Raw genomic sequence first — 25,827 nt, 5'->3', positions numbered from 1 at the left:
GCGTGCGCCCTGGGCTGATTCAGAGGTGCACAAGGGTTGTCAGTGCAATTTCACATTACTATGTTACGGGTCACATCGCAGAGCGTGGGTCCTCTCAACTCCCGCGTGCGTTACGTCGTTTCACTGCTCCGTACCGCTGTCACACCCCCCTTCGTTCACCTCCCACACAGGAGTCACCGGTGTCCCAGCTCAGAACCGTGCGCACCTCTCTGCTCGCCGGCGCCATCGCGGCGACGCTCCTCGCCACAGCCACACAAACCGCCCAGACCGCCCAGGACGTCCAGGCCGTCCAGGCGTCCGAAGACCCGCGGAGCCTCCCCGCCACGTTCGGCGGCCGACCGGCCGCGGCCGCCGCTCCCGTCGCCCATGGTGACAACCCGTTCGACGAGGTCCAGCGACTGGCCGAAGCCCCGAAGGCCGTCGCACGCCCCGCCCCGGCCCCCGGCGGCAGCCGCAACGCCGCGGGCCGCATCCCAGGGCCGCAGACCGCCCCTGGCGCCGCTCCCCGTACCGGCGTTCATGCCGCCGGAGTCCCCTGCACGCTCGACGGTGTCGCCGGCCTGAGCCCCGAGCACTTCGCCGACTTCCTCGCCGACCCCGCGGTGACCGCCGACGGCTGCCTGCGCACGCTCATCTGGACCTGGGATCCCAGGCTCGCCCGGGTCATGTCGGACGCCCACGTCCAAGCCGTCGCCCGCCGCGTCTCCGCGCTGGCCGCGTCGCACGACGGAAAGAACGGCAGCCACCTGTACGAGATGTTCACGTTCCTGCACGCGGCGGCGTTCCACGACTTCTCGCGTGACGAGATCGACCTCACCGACACGCCGACCGTCGAGGCGATACGCCGAGCCGTCAACGCCTTCGGTACGGCCGCCCGTACCTTCGACGTCACGCGCTCCAACGCCAACACCCTGCGCGAAGCGCTCTACGCCGCCAGCGCCCCCGGCCTGCGCCACTCACAACTGGGGCTGATCAAGAAGGTGCTGGCCACGATGGACCGGTACCACCCGGAGACCAACAAGGACTCCGCCTGGGGCAACGCGGCCCTGGCCGCGCTCTCCGTGAACTACCTGGGGGTCTACCCCGGCAACAAGGACACCGCCTTCCACACCGTGGTCACACAGAACGCCTCGTACCGCAACGCCTTCAAGGCCTTCGCCGGTCACGTCCATCTCAAGGGCACCGCCAATGAGTGGGTCGTGCGCGACGCCCTCGGCGAGTACGGCCGCTTCGGGCAGATAGCAGCGCTCAAGCCGACGATCGTGCCCGACCTCGGCGCGCTCCTGGGTACGACCGAGAGCAACTTCGGTCTGGGCAGCGAGCCCTGGGGAAAGACCGTCTCCTGGCTCAACTTCTACGAGGCGTGCAAGCCGTACCAGGTGTGCACGGAGGACATCGAGCGGCGGATCTTCCCGTACACGTACACCTACGACAACGGAGCCATCAAGGTCCGCACTGCTCTCGACCGCACCACCGTCGACCAGCTCTACTACGCGAGCAAGCAGGTCAAGGCGCAGTTCCACCGAGTCCTCGGCACGAAGCAGCCGCTGACCGGCGACACGAACACCACGCTCAACATCGTGCTGTACGCGTCCCGCAGGGACTACGAGGTCTACCACCCGATCCTCACTGGCATGGGGACGGCGAACGGCGGCGTCTACATCGAGCGTGGTGCGACGTTCTACACCTACCAGCGCCGGGTGCCACAGGACTCGTCCCTCACGCTTGAGGAGCTGTTCCGGCACGAGTACGTGCACTACCTCAACGGCCGGTTCGCCGTGCCCGGTTACTTCGGCGAGGGTGCCTGGTACACCGGTGACCGTACGACCGCGATGGACGAGGGTACGGCCGAGTTCTTCGACGGTGCGACGCGGGACGACGGCGTCGCGGTCCGCAAATCGCTGGTCCGCAGCGTCATCAACGACACGGCCGGCGGCGGCCCCCGGATGACCGTCAACGAACTGCTGCACGCCACGTACGACGGAGACGGTTTCCGCTTCTACTCCTACGCGGGCACCTTCTTCGAGTTCCTGTGGCGGGACCGGCCGGCGCTGCTCCAGGAGATGTACGGGCACCTGCGCGCCGACAATCCGACGGCCTTCGACGCCTGGCGGGCCCGGCTGGGTGCGGACGCGGCGCTGCAGCGCGCGTACGACGCGTTCCTCGACGCGCAGATCGCCAAGGTGGACGACCTGTTCGTGCCCAACACCTCGTTCCTGCCGACGGCTTCCCTGCGGCATTCGACGGCCGAACAGATCCGGTCGGCCTTCGTCTCCGCCACACAGTCCACGCCGGCGTGCAAGGACACGGCGGACACCACGGGCAAGCGCCGATTCGTGTGCACCGGGCGTATCACTGCCAACCTCAGCGACGCCACCAGTCCTGATCTCGTCTTCAAGGACATGTCGGAGACTGTCGACTACTTCGTCCTGGAGCGCAGTGAGAGCGGCGGGGACAACTTCGAGGACATGAACTGTTCGTTCGGACCGGTCGACATCTGGCCCAACGGCCGTTCGGGCACGGCTCGTTACGCCTGCGAAGGGCCCCTGCGCAGCTGAGATCCAATTGCTGGACGAACAGGCTGCCCGCCGCGGCCTCCACGCGCAGGCCGTGTTCGAGGAAGGCCGTGACCGCCTCCTCCAGCCGTGCGCCGTCCTCCCCCGCTCACGCAACGGGGCCTGTCATTGGTGGACGAGGCGTTCGCCGACTGCCGGGGTCTGTACGACAGCGGTGCGCAGGACCGGAAGCGGTCGTAGCCGACGCGGTGCATCAAGGGCGGGCGGCTGGGGCGAGTTGGGCGGCGTACGGTCCTTCCTGGTAGCGCGCAATCGCTCGCGGAGGCAGGCGGCTTGGGCGATTAGGTGGCCGCGGCGGGGGCGGACAGGCAGGGCGCGAGGAGGAGCGCTGGGGCAAGGGGCGGCGGGCGGCGGGCGGCGGGGCGGTTTGACCATGCCTCTCCCGTCGGAGGCAGGTCGAGGAGTCGTGTGCGGAGTGTTACGCGTTACGCGCGGCCCGCCGCCAGGTCCATCAGGCGCGACAGCACACGGTCACCGGAGGCGGTGACGCCGTCGTGCTCCCATTCGTTGGTGACCCACACGCGGGTGGCGCCGACATCGCGCGCGGTGCGCAGGGAGAGCTCGGCGTCCACGTACATGTCGTCGTGGTAGACGATCGCGGCCAGCGGGACCCGGTTGGCGGCGAGGCGGCGAGGGTCGTACAGCGGCGGCCAGTCCGCGCGTTCGGCCAGGAGGCCGGCGGCGTCGGCGAAGGGGCGCAGGCCCTTGATCTCCCGGAACATCCAGGGGTAGATCATTTCGCCGGTGAGGAGGAAGGGGTCCGCGTCTTCGGCGAACTCCGGAAAGCCTGTCATCGCGCGGGACGCTGCCCAGCCGGTGGGCTTGTCCCCCTGCCCGTACAACGTCTCCTGCAGGACGGCGAACAGTGGGTTGTCGGTGAAGCCGGTCAGGCCCATCACCTGCTGGAGAAAGGTGTCGGTCAACTCGCCACGCATGTCCAGGGATTCGTCGAGCAGCTAGTGGATCCGTTCGAAGCCGTCCCCCATGCCGAGGGCGAGACCGAGGGTGAGCAGGCGGCGGGTGGTGAGCCGGTCGCCGTCGGGCAGGCGAACGTCGGTGGCGGTCAGGATGCGGGCGATCTCGCGCAGCCGGCCGGCGTCGTCCGGGTAGCGGGCGTAGAAGTCGAGGACGCGGTCCCGTACTCGGGGGTAGGTGCGCGCGTACACGTCGTCGGCTGTGGCGGACAGGCCGGGAAGGCCTCCGGTTACGTAGCAGGCGCGCAGCCCTTCTGGTGCCTGCGACAGATAGGTGAGCGTGATGAAGCCGCCGTAGCTCTGGCCGAGCGTCTCCCACGGTTCGTCGCCGCACAGCCGCCGGCGGATCAGTTCGGCGTCGGCGACGATCGCGTCCGCGCGAAAGTGGCTCAGGTGGTTGGCGAGTCGGGCCGGGGAGGAGAAGCGGGAGGCCGCCCGCGCTGTGACGGGTGTGGAGCGGCCGGTGCCGCGCTGGTCGAGAAGGAGCACACGGTGGGTCTTGAGCGCATGGGGTAGCCAGCCGGGTGAACCGGCGTACGGGCGGGGTGACTTGCCTCCCGGACCGCCCTGCAGGTAGAGCAGCCACGGCAGTTGATCCCCTACCCGGCCCGGATCGGCCACCTCGCGGGCGAAGAGCTGGATGGTCGGGCCGTGCGGGGCCGAGTGGTCCAGGGGGGTGGTGAAGACGTGATCGACGGTCGCGTACGCGGGGTTCATGGATCCCTTTCCCGGTCGAGTCCGGTCGAGTAGCCGCGCGATGTGCGGTGTGACATTGCGTGTCTGGGCACGATTCGGGCTGTACCGCGGACGGGGATTGTCGGGAAGCCCCCACGTGCGCATAACGCGCGTTATGGAGACCTCCCCTGTCAGCCGGTCGCGGCCCGCTTCGCCAGCCGGGATCGCCGGCCTCCGGAGCCCTCCGCGCTCTCACCCCTGGCCCACAGGGAGCGGACGTGGCCCAGGTGCCGGGTCATGCACTTCTCGGCACCCTTCGCGTCGCCCGCCAGCATCAGGTCGAGCAGCTCCAGGTGCTCGTCGGCCGAGGAAATCAGCTCGCCGCTCTCGTCCAGGGCTGTGAGCCCGTACAGGCGGGACCGCTTGCGCAGGTCACCGACGGTTTCGACCAGCCTCTCGTTGCCGCAGAGTGCGAGCAGCGAGAGGTGAAAGCGACGGTCGGCCTCCAGGTAGCCGATCAGGTCGTGGTCGCGGGCGGCCCGAACGATCTCCTCGGCGACCGGCCGCAGCGCCTCCAGCTCCTCGCGGGTGGCGCTGCGGGTGACCTGCCCCACCGTCGGTACCTCGATCAGGGCGCGGATCGCCGTGTACTGGTCCAGGTCGCTCTCGGAGACCTCGGTGACCCGGAATCCCTTGTTGCGGACGGGCTCGACCAGGCCCTCCCGAGCCAGGTCGAGCATCGCCTCGCGTACGGGCGTCGCTGAGATCCCGAAGTCCTCGGCGAGTGCGGGTGCGGAGTACACCTGGCCCGGCCGCAGTTCGCCGGAGATCAGGGCAGCTCGCAGGGCGTGGGCAACCTGGTCGCGCAGCCGCTCGCGGGTGGCGTTGAGGTCGCGCTGTGTCAAGTGCCCCATGGTGTTCCCTTCGTACCGCCGAGATCACCAGAGTACAATGTCACGTTGCTCCAGCGGGTGACAGGGGGTGTAGGTGCGACTCGCGGTGCGGAAGTCCAGAGCCGACCGGCCCTGTTCGCGGTGGCCGTGGCTTGACGCCTTGGCGCGTTGGCGCTTGGGCGCCTTGACGCCGCCGAACGGCAGGTGGAAGTCGACGCCGGAGGACGGGGAGTTGTCGTACGGAACCGAGTTGGTGAGCCGTACCGCGTGGGCGAGGTCATCGGCGGGCAGCAGGGCCGCCATGGGACCGAAGACCTCTTCTCGCAGCAGCCGGTTGGCCTGGCGGCACCGTCTCGACCAGGGTCCGTGCCGCGTACCAGGTGCCGCGTCCCAGCCGGGGCCTGGGGAGACGGTGCCGCCGACGAGCGCGCAAGACCGTGCCAGGAGACGCTGACCTGCCGAGGGCGTGTTCGCTGATGAGCGGCCCGCATACCGTCGCCGCGTCGGCCGGGTCCCCTACCGGGACCGCCCGCAGCGGCTCGTCGAGCGCCTCGCCTTGTCGGTCGAAGGCGGCGGCCGACCGTACCCGGAGATCGCGGCGGCGATGTGGGCCGCCGCCTGCTCGATGTCGGCGTCCGGGAGGACCACCGCCGCGTTCAGGCCGCCCATCTCGGCCTGAACGGGGACGGTGCGCGCCAACGCCCGGCCGAAGGTGGTCGAGCTGGTGAAGGAGGCGGCGTCGGGGCGGAGACGAGCGCGTTGCCTTCGGTGGCGCCGCCGGGCAGCAAGTGAACACACCGGCGGCGGGCAGGCTCTGTTGGGGGGCTCGACGAGGCGCTGAGCGCAGGCCGTTGCTCGGGAGCGGGCTTGAGCACGACCGCGTTGCCTACCGCGAGGGCGCGTGCGGCCTCCAGCTCGGGATGGCGAAGGGGAACTTTCCACGGGGTGATCAGGCCCGCCACCCCGTGCGGGCGGCGACGGGTAAGGAGCAGCCCCGCACCGGCTGCGGGGTCGTGGGCTGGCCCCGGTGGGCTCGTAAGGGGCCTGGGCGTACTACCGCCAGATCGCGGCGGTCCGCGCGACTTCGGCCCCCTGGCTTCGGTAAGCGGCTTGCCCGCCTCGCGTGCGGCGAGCGCGGCCAGTTCGTCGGCCGTCGGCCCTCGACGGCGGCGCCGACCGCGCCGAGGGCCGACGGCCGGGCGACCTCCCCGCCGGTCAGCCAGCCGGGCTGGGCCGCGCGGGCCCGCCCCACGGTATCCACTGCGGCGAAGGCACCAGGGGTGGTGATCCGGACGGGTACGTCGGTTGGGTCGGCCGGATGGCGGGGGAGATGAGAGAGGTGACGTCTGCGGTCACAGGAGGAAGCCTCCGGGAAACGGATCGGCCGGGTCGAGGAAGTACTGCGTGGTGCCGGTGATCCAGGCCCGGCCGGTGACGGTGGGGACGACCGCGGGAACACCGCCGACCTCCGTCTCCCCGATCAGCCGGCCGGTGAACTCCGTACCGATGAACGACTCGTTGACGAAGTCACGGCCGAGGGGAAGCTCGCCTCGGGCGTGGAGCTGAGCCATGCGGGCGGAGGTGCCGGTGCCGCACGGCGAGCGGTCGAACCATCCCGGATGGATGGCCATCGCGTGGCGGGAGCGGACGGCGTCGGAGCCGGGCGCCGCCAGGTAGACGTGCTTGACGCCGGCGATGTCCGGTTGCTCCGGATGGACCGGCCGGGTCGGCGACGCGTTGATCGCCTCCATGATGGCCAGGCCCGCGGCCAGCAGGTCGTCCTTGCGGGTACGGTCGAAGGGCAGCCCGAGTTCGTCCAGTCGCACGAAGGCGTAGAAGTTGCCGCCGAACGCGAGGTCGTAGGTCACCGTCCCGTAGCCGGGGACGTCCACCTTGCGGTCGAGCCCGGCGCAGAACGCGGGCACATTGGTGAGCGTGACAGAGGTGGCCGCACCGTCCGTCACCTGTACGTCGACGGTGACCAGACCGGCCGGGGTGTCGAGGCGGACGGTGGTGACGGGTTCGGTGACCGGCACCATGCCCGTCTCGACGAGGACCGTGGCCACCCCGATGGTGCCGTGTCCGCACATCGGCAGCACACCGGAGACCTCGATGTAGAGAACGCCGTAGTCGGCGTCGGGGCGGGTGGGCGGCTGCAGGATCGCGCCGCTCATGGCGGCGTGGCCACGCGGCTCGTACATCAGCAGCGTCCGTACGTGGTCGAGGTGTTCCATGAAATGGAGACGGCGCTCGGCCATGGTGGTGCCGGGGATCACCCCGACGCCACCGGTGATGACGCGCGTGGGCATGCCCTCGGTGTGCGAGTCGACTGCGTGGAAGACGTGGCGGGTGCGCACGGAGGATCCTTTCGGCGATCAGGTGATCGGTGATCGGGGGTGATCAGGTGATCGGTGATCAGTGACCAGTGATCAGTGGTGACCGTCGGCGACGGCCTTCTCGGTCGCCTCCCGTACCCCGGCCTCGACCGGGCCCGTGAGCGGGACGCGCGGAGGGCGGACCGGGCCGCCCTGACGCCCGACGATGTCCATGGACAGCTTGATCGACTGCACGAACTCGGTCTTCGAGTCCCAGCGCAGCAGCGGGTGCAGCGACTTGTAGAGGGGAACCGCTGTCCGCAGGTCTCCGGCCATCGCTGCGTGGTAGAGCGTGGCGCAGGTGGCCGGGAAGGCGTTGGGGTAACCCGCGATCCAGCCGACCGCACCGGCCACGGCGAGTTCCAGCAGGACGTCGTCCGCACCGACCAACAGGTCAAGGTCCGGGGCGAGTTCGGCGATCTCGTACGCGCGGCGGACATCGCCGGTGAACTCCTTCACCGCCACGATGTGCCCGTCGCCGTGGAGCCGGGCGAGCAGGGCGGGGGTCAGGTCGACCTTGGTGTCGATGGGGTTGTTGTACGCCACCACGGGGAGGCCGGCCCGGGCCACGTCGGCGTAATGTGCGCGTACGGCCGCCTCGTCGGCGCGGTAGGCGTTCGGCGGCAGGAGCAGTACGGAGCCCGCGCCCGCCTCGGCCGCCTGCTCCGCCCAGCGCCGGGCCTCGGCACTGCCGTACGCGGCGACGCCGGGCATCACCCGTGCTCCGTCGCCCGCGGCCTCTACCGCGGTGTGGACCACGCGGGCCCGCTCCTCGTCGGTCAGGGTCTGGTACTCGCCGAGCGAGCCGTTGGGGACCACGCCGTCGCAGCCGTTCTCGATGAGCCGGCGGACGTGCTCGGCGTAGGCGTCGTAGTCGACGGAGAGGTCCGCGCGCAGGGGGAGCGCGGTGGCGACCATGATGCCGCGCCAGGGTCGGGAGTTGTTCCAGGTGGTGGCGGTCATGCCGGTGAGCCCTTCTATGGCGGGTGACATTTACTTGGATGGCGCGGTGCCGCGAGGGAGGGGCACGGGGGAGGTTCAGCCGTCGGCCTTCCCGGCGGGATCCGCGGCGTCGGGTACGGCGCCCCTCTCGGTCGCCTCAGCCGCCCTCAGCCCCTCAGCCACCACGACCGCCTCAGCCCCCTCAGCCGCGACGGCCGCCCCCTGGGGCGAGCCGAGGGCGCCGAGCACCCCGAGCGGGACGGGAACGGCGAGCGGGCGGCGCTCGTCCGGCGGCGGCACCGCGCCACCGCCGGCCGCGAGGCAGGCCACGGCCGCACCGCACATCCGCCCCTGACACCACCCCATGCCCGCCCGGGTGAGGAGCTTGACGGTCCGCGCGTCACGGGCGCCGAGGTCGTCGATCGCCTCGCGGACGCGTCCGGCGGTGACCTCCTCGCAGCGGCACACGTCCGTGTCGTCGGTCAACCAGTGCGCCCATCCGGGTCCGGCCGCGTGGGCGGCGGCCATGACATCGGCGAAGACCCGCATGCGGTCGCGGTGATGGCACAGTTCGTCCACGCGCCCGCTCCGGGCGAGCCGGGGCCGTCCGAGCAGCCGGGCGGTGATGGCGGTGCCCGCCAATTCCCCTTCTATTTGGGCTAGTTGGGCGCCGCCGACCCCGCCGGTCTCCCCCGCCGCCCACAGGCCGGACACGGAGGTCTCCTGGAGGTCGTCCAGGGCGAGGGCGGTGGTTCCGTCGGCGGTACGGCGGGTGGCGCAGCCGACTGTGGTGGCGAGCTCGATCTGGGGCACGAGGCCGTGCCCCACGGCGAGCGCGTCGCACTCGATGCGACGGCCCGACCCCTGTACGGGCCGCCAGCTCGGGTCGAGCCGGGCGACCGTAACGGCCTCCACCCGTTCGGTGCCGTGCACCTGGATGACCGCACTGCGCGTACGCACCCGCACGCCGTGGCGGAGCAGCGCGGCGCCATGGGTCGCCGCTTCGGCGAGTTTGTGCGGATTGGCGGCCAGGACGCGGGGGTGGCGGGCGTACCGCAGATAGCCGGACGCCTCCACCACGGCGGGGACGCGTGCCCCGGCGGCGGCGAGCGAGGAGGCGACGGCGAGCAGCAGCGGGCCGCTGCCCGCGACGACGACCCGCCTGCCGGGCAGCGCGAGCCCCGACTTGAGCATGGCCTGGGCGCCTCCGGCACCCACCACACCCGGCAAGGTCCAAGCAGGGAAGGGAAGTTGACGTTCGTACGCCCCGGTAGCGAGGAGGACGGCGCGGGCCCGCACACACACGGGACGCTCACCGTCGCCGTCGGCCCCGGTCACGGCGTGCACCGCCCACACACCCCCGCCTTCCCGCGTCACCGCCCAGACGTGATGCCCCGCCAGGTGAGCGATGTCGCTCGCGCGCTGGCGTCGGCACAGCTCGGTGAAGGCCGACCAGTCATGGTGCAGGGCCTCGGGGCGGACCGCTCCGAGTGCGGGTGCGGGATGCCGGTAGAACTGGCCGCCGACCTGGCCGGACGTATCGAGAAGGGCGACCGACAGGCCGGATTCCGAGGCGGTGACGGCGCCGGACAGTCCGGCTGGTCCCGCGCCGATGACCGCGAGGTCGTACGGTTCAGACGCTGAGGTCGGCACGGCCGTGTCCCTCCTGGGTGGTGATCGCGTCACCGGGGCGGGCCGGGACCAGGCAGGCCCTCCGGTTGGGCTCTCCGTTGACGGTGGCGAGGCAGTCGTAGCACTGGCCGATGCCGCAGAAGGCGCCTCGCGGCCGGCCGCCGACGCGGGTGGTGCGCCAGGCGAGGATGCCCGCCGCCCACAGCGCGGCGGCGACGGACTGTCCGGTCAGGGCGGCTACGGGACGTCCGTCCAGAGTGATCTCGAACGGCGGCTCGGGCTGCGCCCCGACCAGTTCGGCGGGGGTACGGGCCACTGCGGGCCTCCTCTCGTGTGCGGGTCTCGGACGCGGGTCTCGGTTACGGATCTCGGATGCGGGTCTCGGACGCGGGTGGATCAGACGGCGGCTGGGAAGCGGTCCGGCCTGAACGGGGCTGTGTCGAGAAGCGGTTCACCGCCGGTCAGGTACCGGGCGATGACCAGCCCGGTGGCCGGTGCGAGGCCGATTCCCGCGCCCTCGTGGCCGCAGGCGTGCAGCAGCCCGGGGACGCGTGGATCGGGACCGATCGCGGGCAAGTGGTCCGGCAGGTACGGGCGGAAGCCCGCGTACGTCCGCATCACCCGCACCCCGGCCAGCGCTGGGAACAGAGCCGTGGCCCCGGCCGCGAGGCGCCGCAGCACCTCGACCGACAAGGACCGGTCGTAGCCCACCCGTTCTCGGCTGGCGCCGATCAGGACCGGCCCCGCGGGCGTGCCCTCGACCACCGCCGAGGTCTGCAGCGCGGCGGACCCACTGGCCACGTCGGCGACGTAATCCGCCGCGTACACCTTGTGCCGCACCACGCGCGGCAGTGGTTCGGTGACGAGCACGAACCCTCTGCGGGGCAGCACGGGGAGCTCCACCCCCGCGAGCCGGGCGAGTTCACCGCCCCAGGTGCCGGCGGCGTTGACCACGTACGGGCCATGCACCTCCCCCGACGCCGTGCGCACCCCCCGGACCTCGCCACTGGCCCCGGTGAGCAGACCGGTGACCTCCTCGCCGAGCCGCAGCCGCACCCGCTCGCCCGCCGCCTTCAGCAGATGGGCCGCCGCCAGTGCGGGCTGGACCTGGGCGTCCTGCGGATAGTGGAAGCCGCCCGCCAGAGCGGGGGTGAGGTGGGGCTCCAGGTCGTGCAGCCGGTCCGCCGGGATCTCGTGGGCCGTGACCCCCGCGTTCTCCTGCCCGGCTGCGAAGTCGCGCAACGCGGCCATGCCGGCCTCTCCGGAGGCGACAACGAGGCCGCCTTTGGGCTCGTACTCGGTCACGGGTGGCAGCAGTTCGGCGAGCTCGCGCCACAACTGCGAGGAGAGAAGGGCGAGTTCGAGTTCGGGTCCGGGCTCCTTGTCGGAGACCAGGAGGTTGCCCTCACCGGCACCCGTGGTGCCACCTGCCACGGGGCCGCGGTCGAGCACGGTGACGGTGAGGCCGGACCGGGCGGCGTAGTAGGCGCAGGCGGCGCCGACCACACCTGCTCCGATGACGATGACGTCTGACGAGTCTCTCGTGAGCACGCCTGTAACATTTCACATTGCACTACTGCTTGCCAAGACCCCCTCGCCGGTCAACCGACCGCTCTGGGGGCCAAGCACCCGGCGGCGGCCAGGGCAGAGCCAATGGGACGAACCCGGCAACGGGCAACGTCGGGGCGGCAGTCGGCGGAACTCCGCAGAATTCGACCCGACCCGCAACCGGGTCATGGGCGCGGGGGGCCCCGGCAAGCTCGCGACTGTGAACCATCGAGCAGACCACACGAGGGAGGGGCCTCGTGTGGTCCGGACCGACGACCAGCCAGGAACGACCCCGGCTATACGTGGCAAGGCGCAATAAGCCCCGGCCCAACGTCAAACCGCATGAGCAGCCGCCTCTACGAGTTGCTGACCGCCTCGCCGAACCGGAGCCTGCGGTGGCCGCGTCGCGGCGCCGGTGGTAACGCTTGCTTCGTTCCGGCACGTTCAAGACCAGCAAGGCCGAGGCCTTCGCCAGCGACCATGGCGCCTCAAGGGGCAGTTGTCCAAGTCCGAGGCACCGGGGGTCGCATTTTGCGGCCGCTGACATGAGCTGCTGTTGGAGGAGTCGACAGCCCACGCCACTCCCGAGGTCAGTTCACCCGCCGACGGGCCTGCTTCACCTCGCGGTCGATGGCCCAGGCGTCGGCGACCGGCCCGAGGTGGCCGAGCTTGTCGGGATTGATCACCCCTCGGATCGTCTGAATCTGTCCGTCGAGCACCTCAAGGGCCAGGATGTGCACCACCTTGCCGTTCCGGTCGCGGGAGATCGCACCAGGCTGGCCATTGATCTCTTGCAGCTCGAACGTCACGTCTACTTCGATCAGCCAGGGGAAGACCGAGCCCAGCAGCCGAGCCACGTTGTCCGCGCCCATGACGGCCTTGACCAGCTGCGGGGCCTTGCCGCCGCCGTCCCCGATCAGCAGTACGTCGGCGGCCAGCAGATTCCGCAGCCCGCCCACATCGCCGTTCTTCAGCGCGTCGAAGGACCGCGTCGCCAGCTCCTGTCGCTTTGACGGTCCGCTGCGAACCGCGGCCGCCCGGCGCCCATATGCCGCCGCGCCCGCACCACCAGCTGCCGGCACGCCGCCTCCGAACGCCCCACCGCCGCGGCCATCTCGTCGAACCCGAAGGCGAACACCTCCCGCAGCACAAACACCGCCCGCTCCAGCGGGCTGAGCCGCTCCAGCAGCAACAGCGCCGCCATCGACACCGAGTCGGCCAGCTCCACCGACCGCGCCGGATCCTGATACGGATCGCTCAGCAACGGCTCGGGAAGCCACGGCCCGACGTACTCCTCCCGCCGCACCCGCGCGGAACGCAGCATCGATCGAGATCCGTGTCACCGTGGCCGACAGAAATGCCTTGGTCGACGTGGGCCGGGTCGCCGAGCCGTCAAAGCGCAGCCATGTCTCCTGGACCGCATCCTCGGCCTCACCCACACTGCCCAGGATCCGATAGGCGATCGAAAACAACAGCGGCCGTAGCTCCTCGAACTCCTCGACCTTGCTCACGCCGAATCCCCTTCCCCTTGAGACGCTCCCACCCGGCCGTACTCGCCGGCGCAGGCGTCCTCTGGTGATCATCCGGGCGACCGGCAGGCGCGGAGCAACGCCCGAGCCAGTTACTGATGCTGGTGCTGATGCTGTGCTGGTGCTGGTGCTGCTCAGTGGAACTGCCCGAGCTCGTAGTTGCCGGCGGGCTGCTGCGTCATGATGTTCAGCCGGTTCGCTGTGTTCATGAAGGAAACCAGGATCACAAGGGCGGTGAGCTGCTCCTGGTCGTAGTGCTTGGCGGCATTCGCCCAGACCTCGTCGCTGACCCCACCGGCCGCATCCGCGACCCGCGTTCCCTCCTCCGCCAGCTCCAGAGCGGCACGCTCGGCCTCGGTGAAGACCGTGGCCTCCCGCCACGCCGCGACCAGGTGCAGCCGCGCCGAGGTCTCGCCGGCAGCGGCGGCCTCCTTGGTGTGCATGTCGATGCAGACGGCGCAGCCGTTGATCTGACTTACGCGAAGCGCCACCAGTTCCTGTGTGGCGGTCGGCAGCGGCGAGCTCTTGAGCGCCTTGCCCGCCGCCATGAAGTGCTTGAGGAACTTGTCGGCGGTCGGGTCGGAGAAGTAGTTCAGTCGCGCGTCCATGGTGTGCTCCTCTGTGGTCGTCAGTGGCTACACCCCCTGAGACGGGGTAGCCCGACGCCCTGTGACATGGACGAATGTGACCTGCGTCTCCCGGCCGTCGGCGCGCGTCGCCATCGACATCCCCGAGGTGCTGGTGCATCCGCGCGAACGTACGACCCAGGGCGGCACGGCCACTCGAAACGGCGCCGGGGTCGTCCTCAAACCGGCGAAGGCGTAGGCGGCCGAACGCAGCAGCAACCAAGTGTCCATCGGCCTGGTCACTGCGAAGGTCTGTAATGGTCGGAGTGGCGGAGGCAGGAAGCGACGACCACAAAGGGCCACAGGGACTGAATGGATGTCACGAGACGTTCAGCAACACCTGCGGCACCGTGATGATGCATTTCGATCATGAACCAGGCCGCGCCGACGCACATAGAAGCAGTCGCCACGATTGAGGGCACGGGCCGGAGTCCCCATGGTGCGGCTCCCCCGCGATCGGCGGCCAGAAGCGGCCACACCGCCAGGAGAGCGAAGCCGACCGCGGCAACGGAACCATGCCGCAAGGAACCCCCACTGCTCGGCGCCGGGAGCAGAGCCACCACCCACGCCGTCACTCCCCCGCTGCCCAACGCCACACGTCCGGCGAGCGCGGCCGCGCGCAGCGCCCAGGCGGTAAGCAGGTGGCAGGCGCCCAGGGCGAGGAACGCTCCGGTCATCACCCAGAATCCCGCAGCCCCGTAGGCCGCCAAGACGCTGATCGTCTGAGTGACAGGGTCGTAGGCGGGCCCCTCGAGCAACGCCGCGATCGTCCAACCTCCAACCAACAGGACAGGCGCACACCCCGACGAAAGCAAGGCCCACCTAGGCACAAATTGCATCAAACAACCATAAAACGCCCAAGCATTCCTCCCTCGTGCACACGCGGGCGAGTGGAATACGAATGGGCTGGTGCCCAACTCAACGCGACCTGGACGGTCGAACGGCAAGTGATGGCGGGCCGGAGCGCCGTCGGTCGGCGGACCGCCCCGCGCATGCCGGAAGGCGCCGACCGTAAGCGGCGGCCGAGCGGATGCGGTTCGCCACCATCTCTTCACGTTGGCCAGCGGGATGCGGTCGCTGTACCACCAGCCTCGCCGCCACCGGCCTGCGCGGCCACGAGCCCTGGCCAGGCACCGCAGCCGCTCCGACACGCGGATGACACGCGGACGGCACCGAGGCGTTCGCCCCGCTCGGCGAACCGCACACCATCGAGAACCCCAAGCCGGGCGAGATCACAACGAGGTCGCGCCGCTGGAAGGACTCGGGGTCGAGGTCGCGGGCGATGATGACCTTCATGTCGTGCTGCGGTGCGTGGGGGAACGGTGTGCGGTGGAGACCGCGGCGGTGTTAGCTCCGACGATCACGGCGATGGCCAGCGCGGCGGGCGTGGGCGGGTGGTGCCACAGCGCCCACGCGCCGACGGGCAGGTAGAGGACGCCGGAGAGGGCCGCTACGGCAGCCGAGCCTTCCAGGCCGGGCAGGCGGGCCCCGACGGTCCGGTTGAGCAGGATGTAGCAGGCCCAGCATGTCGCGGCCAGCGGAGCCAGGCCGATGCCCAGATAGCCCAGATAGTCGGTGGAGGGTGTGGGGCGCGTGCGGACGGCCACCGCTCCCGCACCCGCCACCGCGGCGACCAGGTCGATACGGCGGCGGGAGCCGGCCAGGGCTACGGTCAGCGGGCCGAGGAACTCCAGCGTGACGGCCAGTAGGAGCCCGATCCGCTCGATCGCCCCGCCGGCACACCACCGAGTTCCAGCGCCGCTGGCACGAGCAGCAGCCCGAGAAGAGACCTGCGCCTCATCCGCCACAACACTCCCACCGGCGGCCTCGCCGAAGGACTGTGCGACCTCGCCGTCATCCGTGCCCCGATCGACCTGAAACCTTGGTCCCACGCGCTGATCGGCCACAAGGCCCGTTACGTCGCTCTGGCGTCCGACGATCCCTGGGCCCGCCGCCGGAGTATCCGCCTGGGCGCTCGACCGCCCAGTGGTGGCGCCCCAGCCTCGAATCCGATCGGTCCTCGAGAGACCGCGGCAAACCTCTTGACCTCTGTGGCCCAAGCCACTAGTTTGCGGTAATCGTCGACCCATAACTACCGGAAGGAGGCGACCAGCAGATGTACATCAGCTCTGATCTTGGTCGCCTCGCCCAGTGCACAGCCTGGGTTCCGGGTCGGATCGCGCACGGCTGCTGAGCACGCCGTTCTGATGTGCCCGTCTGTGGCACATTCCGGGTTTCCCGTCACCTCCTTCCGGCACGTCGCTGTTACGTGCCGTCTTGCGCCCGCTCCTCTCACGTGGCGCGTCTGAACACAGAAAGCTGCCTGAAATTGGCGAACAATGAATCGACCGATCTCGCACCAGAGCGAAGGCCTGTCATGACAGAGGCGCGGATCACGGTCAACGGGAAAGAAGCACCGATCTCACCGGCTGCGCCCCACACCACAGCGCTGGATTTCCTGCGCGAGCGTGGCCTCACCGGAACCAAGGAGGGCTGTGCCGAGGGTGAATGCGGCGCCTGCTCGGTCCTGGTGGCGCGTCCCGGCGTGCACAAGCCCACCGACTGGGTGGCGGTCAACGCCTGTCTGGTTCCGGCCGCGGCGCTCGACGGTCAGGAGATCATCACCTCCGAAGGCCTCGCCACCGTCGGCGAGCCCGGCACGCCGCCCGCCCTGCACCCGGTGCAGGAGGAGATGGCGGTCCGCGGCGGCTCCCAGTGCGGTTACTGCACGCCGGGCTTCATCTGCAGCATGGCCTCCGAGTACTACCGGCCCGACCGGTGCGCGCACGCGGATTCGGGCGACAGTGCGGACGCGGCCGGGAGCACCGATGCCGAGCACGGTCCGAACGGTTTCGATCTGCACTCGCTGAGCGGAAACCTGTGTCGCTGCACCGGTTACCGCCCGATTCGCGATGCCGCGTTCGCCGTCGGTACGCCCACCGACGAGGACCCGCTGGCGCAGCGTCGCGAGCAGTCCCCGCCCGCACCGGTTGCCACCGAGTACGCCCAGGACGGCAGCACGTTCCTGCGCAAGAGCACCCTGGCCGAAACGCTGCAGCTGTTGCGCGAGCGGCCCGACGCGGTGGTCGTCGCCGGCTCCACGGACTGGGGCGTCGAGGTGAACATCCGGTCCCGCCGGGCGGATTGCGTGGTCGCCATCGACCGGCTTCCCGAACTGCGGGAGCTGCGCGTCGAGTCCGACTACATCGAGATCGGGGCGGCGCTGACGCTCACCGAGATCGAACGCCGCCTCGACGGCGACATCCCGCTGCTGGCCGAGCTGTTCCCGCAGTTCGCATCCCGGCTCATCCGCAACGGTGCGACCCTCGGCGGCAACCTGGGCACCGGCTCCCCCATCGGTGACAGCCCGCCGGTGCTGCTCGCCCTTGAGGCGTCGGTGGTGCTCGCCGACGCCGACGGTGAGCGCGTGGTCCCGCTGGCGGACTACTTCACCGGATACCGGCAGAGCGTACGCCGTCCCGGCGAGCTGATCCGCGCGGTGCGCATCCCGCTGCCGCTGTCGCCGGTCGTGGCCTTCCACAAGATCGCCAAGCGGCGCTTCGACGACATCTCCAGCGTGGCGGTCGCTTTCGCGCTCGACATCGAGGACGGGATCGTCCGCAAGGCACGTATCGGCCTGGGCGGCGTGGCCGCCACCCCGATCCGCTCCCTCGCCACCGAGGCGGCCCTGGAGGGCAAGCTGTGGACGGCGGAGACCGCCGACGCCGCGGCCCGCGTGCTGCGGGGCGAGGGCACACCGATGAACGACCATCGCGCCAGCGCCCTCTACCGCTCCGCGATGCTCGGCCAGAGCCTGCTGAAGCTGTACGCACAGACCACCGAGGCGGTTTCCTCATGAGCCATCTGTCCGAGCGCCCCGAAAAGCCTGTCGTCGGCGTCTCGATGCCGCACGAAAGTGCCTTCCAGCACGTCACCGGCACCGCGCTCTACACTGACGACCTGATCCATCGGACCAAGGACGTGCTGCACGCGTACCCGGTCCAGGTCATGAAGGCCCACGGCAGGATCACCGCGCTGCGCACCGAGCCGGCGCTCGCCGTGCCCGGCGTGGTCCGCGTGCTGACCGGTGCCGACGTACCCGGTGTCAACGACGCCGGGATGAAGCACGACGAACCGCTGTTCCCCGACGAGGTCATGTTCTACGGCCACGCGGTCGCGTGGGTGCTCGGTGAGACCCTGGAGGCGGCCCGGCTCGGTGCGGCGGCCGTCGAGGTGGAACTCGACGAACTGCCCTCCCTGGTCACACTGCAGGACGCCATGGCGGCCGGCAGCTATCACGGCGCCCAGCCCCTGATGGTGCACGGTGACATCGACGCAGGCTTCGCCGACTCCGCGCACGTGATCACCGGCGAGTTCCAGTTCGCCGGTCAGGAGCACTTCTACCTCGAGACGCACGCGGCGCTGGCCCAGGTCGACGAGAACGGGCAGGTGTTCATCCAGAGCAGCACCCAGCACCCGTCGGAGACCCAGGAAATCGTCTCGCACGTGCTCGGCGTGCCCGCCCACGAGGTGACCGTGCAGTGCCTGCGGATGGGTGGCGGCTTCGGCGGCAAGGAGATGCAGCCGCACGGATTCGCGGCCGTAGCCGCGCTCGGCGCCAAGCTGACCGGCCGGCCGGTCCGGTTCCGGCTCAACCGGACCCAGGACCTGACCATGTCCGGTAAGCGGCACGGGTTCCATGCCCAGTGGAAGGTCGGCTTCGACGCCGACGGCCGCATTCAGGCCCTGGACGCCACCTTGGTCGCGGACGGCGGCTGGAGCCTGGACCTCTCGGAGCCGGTGCTGGCCCGAGCGCTGTGCCACATCGACAACACCTACTGGATTCCCAACGCGCGCGTCGCCGGTCGCATCGCCAAGACCAACACGGTCTCCAACACCGCCTTCCGCGGCTTCGGCGGACCGCAGGGCATGCTGGTGATCGAGGACATCCTGGGCCGCTGCGCGCCGCAGCTCGGCCTGGACCCCATGGAGCTGCGGGAACGCAACTTCTACCAGCCGGGGCAGGGCCAGACGACGCCGTACGGGCAGCCGGTCACGCAGGCCGAGCGGATCTCCGCCGTCTGGCAGCAGGTCCAGGAGAACGGTGGCATCGCCGACCGCAAGCGCGAGATCGCCGCCTTCAACGCCGCGCACCCGCACACCAAGCGGGCGCTCGCGGTCACCGGCATCAAGTTCGGCATCTCGTTCAACCTCACCGCCTTCAACCAGGGCGGCGCGCTGGTGCTGATCTACAAGGACGGCTCGGTCCTGATCAACCACGGCGGCACCGAGATGGGCCAGGGCCTGCACACCAAGATGATGCAGGTGGCGGCGACCACGCTGGGCATCCCGCTGCACAAGGTCCGCCTCGCCCCGACGCGTACCGACAAGGTGCCCAACACCTCCGCCACCGCCGCCAGTTCCGGGGCGGACCTCAACGGTGGGGCCATCAAGAACGCCTGTGAGCAGCTGCGCGAGCGGCTGCTGCAGGTGGCCGGCTCCCAGCTCGGCGCGAACGCTTCGGACGTACGCATCGTCGAGGGCGTCGCGCGCGCCCTGGGCAGCGACAAGGAGCTGGCCTGGGACGACCTGGTGCGCGCCGCGTACTTCCAGCGAGTGCAGCTCTCGGCGGCCGGTTTCTACCGGACCGAGGGACTGCACTGGGACGCGAAGACGTTCCGGGGCTCGCCGTTCAAGTACTTCGCCAACGGCGCCGCCGCGACCGAGGTGGAAGTCGACGGCTTCACCGGCGCCTACCGCATCCGGCGGGTGGACATCGTGCACGACGTCGGCGACAGCCTGTCCCCGCTGATCGACATCGGTCAGGTCGAGGGCGGTTTCGTGCAGGGCGCGGGCTGGCTGACGCTTGAGGACCTGCGCTGGGACACCAGTGACGGCCCGAACCGCGGCCGGCTGCAGACCCAGGCTGCCAGCACGTACAAGCTGCCGAGCTTCTCGGAGATGCCCGAGGAGTTCAACGTCACGCTGCTGGAGAACGCCACCGAAGAGGGCGCGGTGTACGGGTCCAAGGCGGTGGGTGAGCCTCCGCTGATGCTGGCGTTCTCGGTGCGAGAGGCGTTGCGGCAGGCTGCCGCGGCGTTCGGGCCGAGCGGGGTCAGCGTCGAGTTGGCTTCGCCCGCGACCCCGGAGGCGGTGTACTGGGCGATCCAGGCGGCTCGCCAGGACGATGCCTCCCGGAACGGTGACGCCCGTAACGGGTTTGCCGCCGACGGCCACACCGGCAACGGGAACGCCGCCAACGGCAAGGTCCGAACCGGCGCCGAAGCGTTGAGCGGTGCCTGACATGACCTGGATCGCCGCGGTCGCACGGTTGCGGGCACGCCGGGAGTCCGGCGTGCTGGTGACCGTCGCGACCGTGCGCGGCCATGCCCCGCGCGACGCCGGTGCGAAACTCGTCGTGGGGCAGACCGGGACGTGGGGCTCGATCGGCGGCGGCAATGTCGAGGCCGTCTCGATCGACCGGGCCCGTGAGATGATCGCCGCGGCCAAGCCCGAGCCGGAGCTGTTGGATTTCGCTTTGAACGACAAGGTGACCAACCAGCATGGTGTCCAGTGCTGCGGCGGCACGGTCTCGGTGCTGCTCGAACCACTGCCGGTGGTACGGGCGGTGGCGATCTTCGGCATCGGGCACGTCGGGCTGGAACTGGCACGCGTACTGGCACGTCAGGACCTCGACCTCCATCTGATCGACAGCCGCGCCGACATCCTCACCGAGGAGCGGCTCGGCGTGCTGGCGGACGCGGTGGCGCAGGTGCACGTGCATCACACGCCGCTGCTGCCGGAGGAGGTGCTGGAGGAGTTGCCGCACGGCACCCACGTCCTGATCATGACCCATGATCACGCCGAGGACGCCGCTCTGTGCGACGCCGCCTTGCGTACACCCCATCTCGGCTCCATCGGGCTGATCGGGTCGGCGGCCAAGTGGGTGCGGTTCCGCAAACGCCTCGCCACCGAGGGGGGTCACGACGAGGCCACCATCGACCGGATCAAGACCCCGATCGGGCTGGCCGACATCGCCGGCAAGGAACCCGCGACCATCGCCGTGAGCGTCGCTGCGGATTTGCTGCGCACCTTCGAAACCGAGGGGAACTGACCTCTCGACCCGGAACGAAAGGGTGCCCCGCGCTCGTGCGAACGCACACCCGCGGGGCACCCTTTCGGCATGACTGTGCCCGTCGCCTCAACAGGCATCGGCCTCACAGGGCAGGGAACTGGTCCGGGTCGCCGGCGGAAAAGCAGAAGCCCCAGGTCACGGCGAGTGAGTCCTGAGGCTTCTACAACTTGTGGGGCGTTTGATCAGGTCAGTAGTCCGTGCGGTCGGACTTGGCCAGCCACGCGTCGAACGGCGCCGTACGGTTCGGCATGTCCACTCGCTCGACCGCCATCGGCCACAGCTCCGCGGGCTTCTTGTCGAACAGGTCGTAGAACTTGCGGTCGTCGAAACCGGCCACCGCAGCGTCATCCCGGTCAGCGGCGAAGATTATCCGGTCTACTCGCGCCCACAGGGCAGAGGAAAGACACATCGGGCACGGCTCGCACGAGGTGACCAGGACGCAGCCCTCGAGGGAGAAGCTGCCCAGCTTCAGGCAGGCGGCACGGATCGCGCTGACCTCGCCATGCGCTGTCGGATCCAGATTAGAAGTGACCTTGTTGTTCCCGATCGCGACAATCTCGCCATCCTTGGCGATCAGTGCGCCGAACGGACCTCCGCCGTTCTTCACGCTGTTGGTGGCAAGGCCGATGGCCTCGTCCATCCAGGTGCGCTCGAGTTCCTGGATGCTGGTTTCTTGGGTGTGCGCGGTCATGGTCACTCCTTTGTCGCAGACGGTGGGGACTCCCCGGGTGCTCTGCCCGTGCGGTGTCCCGCACGGGCAGAGCACCCGGGCAACAAGTGGGTTTTGCGGGTGCCGCCTTGAGATCTGCTCGGCCGGCGACACCCGCGGGAGATCAGCGCGGCTGGGCGCCGACAATGTGCTCCGGTGAGACCGGGGTGTGAGTCAGGTTCAACCCCGTCGCATTGCGGATGGCGTTCACGACCGCCGGGGTGGCGGAAATGGTGGGCGGCTCGCCGACACCACGCACGCCGTACGGCGAGTTGGGGTCAGCCCTTTCGATCACATCCACCGTCATCGGCGGCGTGTCCAGAATGGTCGGGATCAGGTAGTCGGTGAACGACGGGTTGCGGATCTTGCCGTCCTTGACCTTGATCTCCTCCATCACGGCAAGGCCGAGCCCCTGGGTGGAACCACCCTGGATCTGTCCGACGACGGCATCCGGGTTGATCGCCTTGCCGACGTCCTGCGCACAGTCCAACCGCACGACCTTGACCAGGCCGAGCTCGGTGTCCACTTCCACCACCGCGCGGTGCGCGGCGTAAGCGTGCTGGACGTGCACCCGCCGGCTCTGTCCGGTCTTCGGGTCCATCGGGTAGGTCCGCAGGTGGTGGTATTCCCTGGTTTCCTCGATCACGTCATCGCCGAGCACGTCGACCAGATCGGCGAGGACCCCGGTGGTTTTGGAAACAACCTTGCCGCCGGCAACCGACAGATCCGCGGGGTTTTCACCGAAGCGCTGGGCGGCCCGGTCGAAGAGCACCTCGCGGACGGCTTCACACGCGTTCTTGACGGCACCGCCGGTGATGTAGGTCTGCCGGGAAGCCGAGCTCGACCCCGCGTCGCCGACGTTGGTGTCGGCCGCGTGGACGGTGACCCGCGCCACACCGAGTTCGCTGCGGACGATCTGCTGCTTCATGGTGATCAGGCCCTGGCCGACCTCGGCCGCCGCGGTGTGCACCAGCGCAACCGGCTCGCCGCCCATGACCTCCAGCCGCACCCGCGCCGTGGAGTAGTCGTCGACGCCTTCCGCGTAGGAGACGTTCTTGATGATCACGGCGTAGCCGACGCCCCGGACAACGCCTTCGCCGTGCGAGGTGTTCGACAGGCCGCCCGGCAGTCCGCGCACGTCGGCCTGGCCGTCGGGGGTCTTCCAGGCGTCCTCCGGCGGCAGCGGCATGTCCTTGACGCGCTGCAGCAGCTCGGCGACCGGCGCGGGAGAGTCCAGCACCTGCCCGGTGTGCATGGTCGAGCCCTGGGAGACGGCGTTGAGCTGACGCAGCTCCACCGGGTCCATGTCCAGCGCCTTGGCGAGCTTGTCCATCTGGGACTCGTAGGCGTACGCGGGCTGCACGGCGCCGAGGCCACGCATCGCACCGCACGGCGGGTTGTTCGTGTACAGGCCCCAGCCCTCGATCTTGACGTTGGGGACCTCGTACGGCCCGACGCCCAACGACGTGGCGTTGCTGACCACGACGGGGGTCTTGGAGGCGTACGCGCCGCCGTCGAAGTACATCTTCGCCTTGACGTAGACGAGCTTGCCGTCCTTGGTCGCGCCGTGCTCGTAGTACATCTTCGCCGGGTGCCGGTGCACGTGGCCGTAGAAGGACTCTTCCCGGTTGTAGACCATCTTCACCGGCTTGCCGGTGTGCAGCGCCAGCATGCAGGCGTGGATCTGCATGGACAGGTCCTCGCGGCCGCCGAAGGCACCGCCGACACCGGACATGGTGAAGCGCACCTTCTCGACCGGGAGCCCGAGCGCCCGCGCCGTCTGCTTCTGATCCACGTGCAGCCACTGGGTGGCGATGAACAGGTCGACCCCGCCGTCCTCGGCCGGGATGGCCAGGCCGGACTCCGGCCCGAGGAACGCCTGGTCCTGCATGCCCATGGTGTACACATCGGACACCACGACGTCGGCCCTGGCTTCCGGGTCGCCCTGGATGATCGGCTGATAGCGCACGACGTTGCCACCGGGGTGCTCGGGGTGCAGCTTGGGCAGCGTGTCGTCGTGCGCGGCCAGCTCCGGGTCGGTGATCGGTTCGAGTACCTCGTAGTCGACCACGATCTTTGCCAGCGCGCGCCGGGCCGTCTCCGGGTGATCGGCGGCTACGAGGGCAACCGGCTCGCCCTTGTAGCGCACGATGTCCGCGGCAAGCGCCGGCGTATCGGCGACCTTCAGGCCGTAGACGTTCTCGCCGGGGACGTCCTCGTGGGTCAGCACCGCGTACACGCCGGGGTGCCTGACGGCCTCGGTGATGTCGATCGAGCTGATCCGCGCATAGGGGTGCGGGCTGCGCAGCGTTCCGCCCCAGAGCATGTCCTGCGCCCACAGATCCGAGGAGTAGGCGAACTCCCCGCGCACCTTGAGCGTTCCGTCCGGCCGCAGCGGGCTGTCGCCGATCCCACCGGTGATCGACTCATTGAGATCTTGGGGGGTGCGGGCGGGAGAAGTCAGCTTGGTCATCAGGAAGCCTCCACTGTCCCGTCCGTCACTCGTTCACGTGCTGTTAATGCGGAATAGCGCAAGTACATCCGCCGGGCCCTGTCGAGGGTCAGTCACCGAAACCATGAAGGCGTTGCCTGGTGGGGTGGCCCCTCTTGTAGATTCGTACGAAGGGGGGATCAGTGAACCCTTCTCGTCCTGAGCGCCAGGCGATCTCGATGGCGTGAACGGCGGCGATGGGTGCTGTGGCATTCGGGCAGGTCGCGGCCGTAGCGGGGGACGGACGGTGGCCTTCGCGCCGCGGTATGCAGGCGGATGTCACACATGAGCAGCAACGGCACCAGCGCCGACGCCGCAACGGCCCGGCTCCGCGCCGCCGAGCCTCACCCCCCCCCGGCCAGGCCGGGCCGACAGCCCCGCTTCACCTCACGACGACCGTGCCCGGACGATGTGGCCTGCGCGGGGGCGCGGCCCACGTGGCATCGGGCGGCGGGTGCGTGGCGGGGATCGGGAAGAAATCTGGCCGACGAGTGAACCCGGCCCTTCCTTTTTCCGTCTGAGAGAGGCGGGAACCAATGTCGGGAAACAGAGCGCGAGTTGTCGTCGACGGAATTGCGCACTGATTCTTTGACGTGCTCACATTAGGGCTTCTAATGTAGGTCGGCGTCACAACACCCGCTGCATACAGGGTTTCTGACGATCCGTGGGTCGTCATGCGCCCGTATGCCGTCGTGGTGTCATTTCACCGAATCGGAGAAACCCCCCATGCGAATTCCATTCCCCCGCCGCTCCGGGCGGACGACCGTCGCCGGTCTCGCGGCCGGCGCGGCGCTCACCCTCTTCATATCGGGCGCGAGTACGGCCCAGGCGGCGCCGGTGGCGGTGGCGAAGGACGGCGACCGGCCCAGCGCCTACATCATCGGCGGCGTCGAGAAGCCCAACGGTTCGTACCCGTTCATGACCGCGCTGCTGAGCAAGGGCAGGGGCAGCGCCGTGGACCGGCAGTTCTGCGGCGGCAGCCTGCTCTCGCAGGACGTCGTGATGACCGCCGCGCACTGCGTCGAGGGCACCAAGGCCAAGACCATCGAGGTCACGGTCGGCCGCACCCTGCTGTCGGACAAGCGTCAGGGATCGCTGCGCAACGTGGCCGACATCGTCGTCCACCCCCGGTACGCCAAGGGCGACCAGGCGTACGACATGGCGCTGCTGACGCTGGACAAGCCGGTCCGGGGCACGGCTCCCGTCCACCTGCCGACCGCCGGGACCGACGCCCTGATCCGGCCCGGTGCCTCGGCCACGGTCGCGGGCTGGGGCAACACCGACACCGAGGTCCCCAAGTACCCCGACCGGCTGCGTGCGGTGAAGGTGCCGGTGCTCTCGCACATCGAGTGCAAAGCCAGTTACCCCGGCTACGACAAGAAGGTCAACGTCTGCGCCGGCGTAGAAGGCAAGGACTCGTGCCAGGGTGACAGCGGCGGCCCGCTGTTCCGCAAGCTGCCCGGCCGTCAGGGCGTCTACCAGATCGGCATCGTGTCGTACGGAGACGGCTGCGCCGAGCAGGGAGCGCCGGGCGTCTACACCTACACCGGCTCCGCCAAGCTGTGGAAGACGCTGGACGAGTCGCCCAGGGGCAAGAAGGTCAAGCGCCTGCTCGGGCGCTGACCGGCCCACGGCCAACTGCCGATGACGGCCCCGGCGCCGGGGGGCGCCGGGACCGTCCTGCCGCGGGTGGGTCAGGGGCTGCTCGTCGCACAGGCAGGG

The 25,827-nt window shown here is 69.8% G+C and carries 19 protein-coding genes and 4 pseudogenes; 7 read left to right on the top strand and 16 right to left on the bottom strand.

All coding sequences use genetic code 11. The annotated features are described in order from the left end of the window. Positions 1-179 precede the first annotated feature (179 nt). Positions 180-2,558 carry a collagenase gene (locus tag G412_RS0110290; RefSeq protein WP_028812026.1) on the top strand — a complete coding sequence of 793 codons (2,379 nt, stop codon included), beginning with the start codon at positions 180-182 and terminating at the stop codon, positions 2,556-2,558. Positions 2,559-3,001: 443 nt separating this feature from the next. On the opposite strand, the pseudogene G412_RS33880 reads toward G412_RS0110290, so the two are convergent. The 12 genes and pseudogenes from G412_RS33880 to G412_RS0110235 form a co-directional block, all read right to left on the bottom strand. Beyond that, a pseudogene (locus tag G412_RS33880) lies at positions 3,002-4,267 on the bottom strand (alpha/beta fold hydrolase). A gap of 149 nt (positions 4,268-4,416) precedes the next feature. Beyond that, the gene (locus tag G412_RS33875) at positions 4,417-5,139 is read right to left on the bottom strand and encodes a GntR family transcriptional regulator (RefSeq protein WP_037648294.1); all 723 of its coding nucleotides are present in this window, start codon (positions 5,137-5,139) and stop codon (positions 4,417-4,419) included. A 24-nt stretch (positions 5,140-5,163) separates the two neighbouring features. After that, positions 5,164-5,421 (bottom strand): hypothetical protein, encoded by a 258-nt coding sequence (locus G412_RS40775; RefSeq protein ID WP_028812025.1) that lies wholly within the window; start codon positions 5,419-5,421, stop codon positions 5,164-5,166. Positions 5,422-5,634: 213 nt separating this feature from the next. Then, the gene (locus G412_RS41370) at positions 5,635-5,817 is read right to left on the bottom strand and encodes an aldehyde dehydrogenase family protein (protein ID WP_279626764.1); all 183 of its coding nucleotides are present in this window, start codon (positions 5,815-5,817) and stop codon (positions 5,635-5,637) included. Next, positions 5,775-6,260: an aldehyde dehydrogenase family protein gene (locus tag G412_RS41705; protein ID WP_425274464.1), complete on the bottom strand. Its 486-nt coding sequence runs from the start codon at positions 6,258-6,260 to the stop codon at positions 5,775-5,777. The genes G412_RS41370 and G412_RS41705 overlap by 43 nt, the downstream gene beginning before the upstream one ends. Before the next feature lie 210 nt (positions 6,261-6,470). Further along, positions 6,471-7,475 (bottom strand): proline racemase family protein, encoded by a 1,005-nt coding sequence (locus G412_RS0110265; protein WP_028812023.1) that lies wholly within the window; start codon positions 7,473-7,475, stop codon positions 6,471-6,473. Positions 7,476-7,547: 72 nt separating this feature from the next. Further along, positions 7,548-8,456 (bottom strand): dihydrodipicolinate synthase family protein, encoded by a 909-nt coding sequence (locus tag G412_RS0110260; protein WP_028812022.1) that lies wholly within the window; start codon positions 8,454-8,456, stop codon positions 7,548-7,550. A 75-nt stretch (positions 8,457-8,531) separates the two neighbouring features. Next, complete coding sequence (locus tag G412_RS33865; protein ID WP_078606896.1) at positions 8,532-10,088, bottom strand: NAD(P)/FAD-dependent oxidoreductase; 1,557 nt, start codon at positions 10,086-10,088, stop codon at positions 8,532-8,534. Next, on the bottom strand, positions 10,069-10,383 hold the full coding sequence (locus tag G412_RS0110250) for a (2Fe-2S)-binding protein (RefSeq protein WP_028812021.1): 315 nt from the start codon (positions 10,381-10,383) through the stop codon (positions 10,069-10,071). The genes G412_RS33865 and G412_RS0110250 overlap by 20 nt, the downstream gene beginning before the upstream one ends. A gap of 80 nt (positions 10,384-10,463) precedes the next feature. Further along, a complete protein-coding gene (locus G412_RS0110245; protein ID WP_028812020.1) occupies positions 10,464-11,618 on the bottom strand; it encodes an NAD(P)/FAD-dependent oxidoreductase in 1,155 nt (384 codons plus the stop codon). A gap of 587 nt (positions 11,619-12,205) precedes the next feature. Continuing rightward, positions 12,206-13,126, bottom strand: a pseudogene (locus G412_RS33860) (RNA polymerase sigma-70 factor). Between the two features lie 152 nt (positions 13,127-13,278). Beyond that, entirely contained in the window at positions 13,279-13,752 is a 474-nt protein-coding gene (locus tag G412_RS0110235) for a carboxymuconolactone decarboxylase family protein (RefSeq protein WP_028812019.1), read from the bottom strand. A gap of 61 nt (positions 13,753-13,813) precedes the next feature. On the opposite strand from G412_RS0110235, the gene G412_RS39590 reads away from it, so the two are divergent. After that, positions 13,814-13,969: a hypothetical protein gene (locus tag G412_RS39590; protein ID WP_157839074.1), complete on the top strand. Its 156-nt coding sequence runs from the start codon at positions 13,814-13,816 to the stop codon at positions 13,967-13,969. A 40-nt stretch (positions 13,970-14,009) separates the two neighbouring features. Here the strand turns inward: G412_RS39590 and G412_RS0110225 are convergent, their stop codons facing one another. Both G412_RS0110225 and G412_RS41580 read right to left on the bottom strand, forming a co-directional pair. After that, positions 14,010-14,609 carry a DUF998 domain-containing protein gene (locus G412_RS0110225; RefSeq protein ID WP_028812018.1) on the bottom strand — a complete coding sequence of 200 codons (600 nt, stop codon included), beginning with the start codon at positions 14,607-14,609 and terminating at the stop codon, positions 14,010-14,012. A gap of 495 nt (positions 14,610-15,104) precedes the next feature. Further along, a pseudogene (locus G412_RS41580) lies at positions 15,105-15,500 on the bottom strand (DMT family transporter); the annotation flags it as partial. Between the two features lie 5 nt (positions 15,501-15,505). Here G412_RS41580 and G412_RS41575 point away from each other — a divergent pair. The 4 genes and pseudogenes from G412_RS41575 to xdhC all read left to right on the top strand — a co-directional run. Next, a pseudogene (locus tag G412_RS41575) lies at positions 15,506-15,743 on the top strand (LysR substrate-binding domain-containing protein); the annotation flags it as partial. A 404-nt stretch (positions 15,744-16,147) separates the two neighbouring features. Beyond that, positions 16,148-17,629, top strand: a complete 1,482-nt coding sequence (locus G412_RS0110215) for a xanthine dehydrogenase small subunit (protein ID WP_028812016.1) — start codon at positions 16,148-16,150, stop codon at positions 17,627-17,629. Then, complete coding sequence (gene xdhB, locus G412_RS0110210) at positions 17,626-20,073, top strand: xanthine dehydrogenase molybdopterin binding subunit (RefSeq protein ID WP_028812015.1); 2,448 nt, start codon at positions 17,626-17,628, stop codon at positions 20,071-20,073. The genes G412_RS0110215 and xdhB overlap by 4 nt, the downstream gene beginning before the upstream one ends. Before the next feature lies 1 nt (position 20,074). After that, on the top strand, positions 20,075-20,884 hold the full coding sequence (gene xdhC / locus G412_RS0110205; protein ID WP_028812014.1) for a xanthine dehydrogenase accessory protein XdhC: 810 nt from the start codon (positions 20,075-20,077) through the stop codon (positions 20,882-20,884). Positions 20,885-21,092: 208 nt separating this feature from the next. Here xdhC and G412_RS0110200 read toward each other — a convergent pair whose 3' ends face one another. Together G412_RS0110200 and pucD are read right to left on the bottom strand one after the other, a co-directional pair. After that, positions 21,093-21,596, bottom strand: coding sequence for a nucleoside deaminase (locus G412_RS0110200; RefSeq protein ID WP_028812013.1), 504 nt, complete (start codon positions 21,594-21,596; stop codon positions 21,093-21,095). Positions 21,597-21,738: 142 nt separating this feature from the next. Next, entirely contained in the window at positions 21,739-24,087 is a 2,349-nt protein-coding gene (pucD, locus tag G412_RS0110195) for a xanthine dehydrogenase subunit D (RefSeq protein WP_028812012.1), read from the bottom strand. A gap of 744 nt (positions 24,088-24,831) precedes the next feature. Here pucD and G412_RS0110190 point away from each other — a divergent pair. Beyond that, positions 24,832-25,728, top strand: coding sequence for a S1 family peptidase (locus tag G412_RS0110190; protein ID WP_028812011.1), 897 nt, complete (start codon positions 24,832-24,834; stop codon positions 25,726-25,728). Positions 25,729-25,827 lie beyond the last annotated feature (99 nt).

Source organism: Streptomyces flavidovirens DSM 40150 (assembly GCF_000429085.1).
GTDB classification, from domain to species: domain Bacteria; phylum Actinomycetota; class Actinomycetes; order Streptomycetales; family Streptomycetaceae; genus Streptomyces; species Streptomyces flavidovirens.
Note: the sequence above shows the minus strand (reverse complement) of the source record. Positions and strands in the feature narration are given on the sequence as shown.

Bases quoted from the DNA above. Each gene is read 5' to 3' on its own strand.
- G412_RS33875 (WP_037648294.1), bottom strand. From the start codon at position 5,139: ATGGGGCACTTGACACAGCGCGACCTCAACGCCACCCGCGAGCGGCTG.
- G412_RS40775 (WP_028812025.1), bottom strand. From the start codon at position 5,421: ATGGCGGCCCTGCTGCCCGCCGATGACCTCGCCCACGCGGTACGGCTC.
- G412_RS0110260 (WP_028812022.1), bottom strand. From the start codon at position 8,456: ATGACCGCCACCACCTGGAACAACTCCCGACCCTGGCGCGGCATCATG.
- G412_RS0110235 (WP_028812019.1), bottom strand. From the start codon at position 13,752: ATGGACGCGCGACTGAACTACTTCTCCGACCCGACCGCCGACAAGTTC.
- G412_RS0110225 (WP_028812018.1), bottom strand. From the start codon at position 14,609: ATGCAATTTGTGCCTAGGTGGGCCTTGCTTTCGTCGGGGTGTGCGCCT.
- G412_RS0110215 (WP_028812016.1), top strand. From the start codon at position 16,148: ATGACAGAGGCGCGGATCACGGTCAACGGGAAAGAAGCACCGATCTCA.
- xdhB (WP_028812015.1), top strand. From the start codon at position 17,626: ATGAGCCATCTGTCCGAGCGCCCCGAAAAGCCTGTCGTCGGCGTCTCG.
- xdhC (WP_028812014.1), top strand. From the start codon at position 20,075: ATGACCTGGATCGCCGCGGTCGCACGGTTGCGGGCACGCCGGGAGTCC.
- G412_RS0110200 (WP_028812013.1), bottom strand. From the start codon at position 21,596: ATGACCGCGCACACCCAAGAAACCAGCATCCAGGAACTCGAGCGCACC.
- pucD (WP_028812012.1), bottom strand. From the start codon at position 24,087: ATGACCAAGCTGACTTCTCCCGCCCGCACCCCCCAAGATCTCAATGAG.
- G412_RS0110190 (WP_028812011.1), top strand. From the start codon at position 24,832: ATGCGAATTCCATTCCCCCGCCGCTCCGGGCGGACGACCGTCGCCGGT.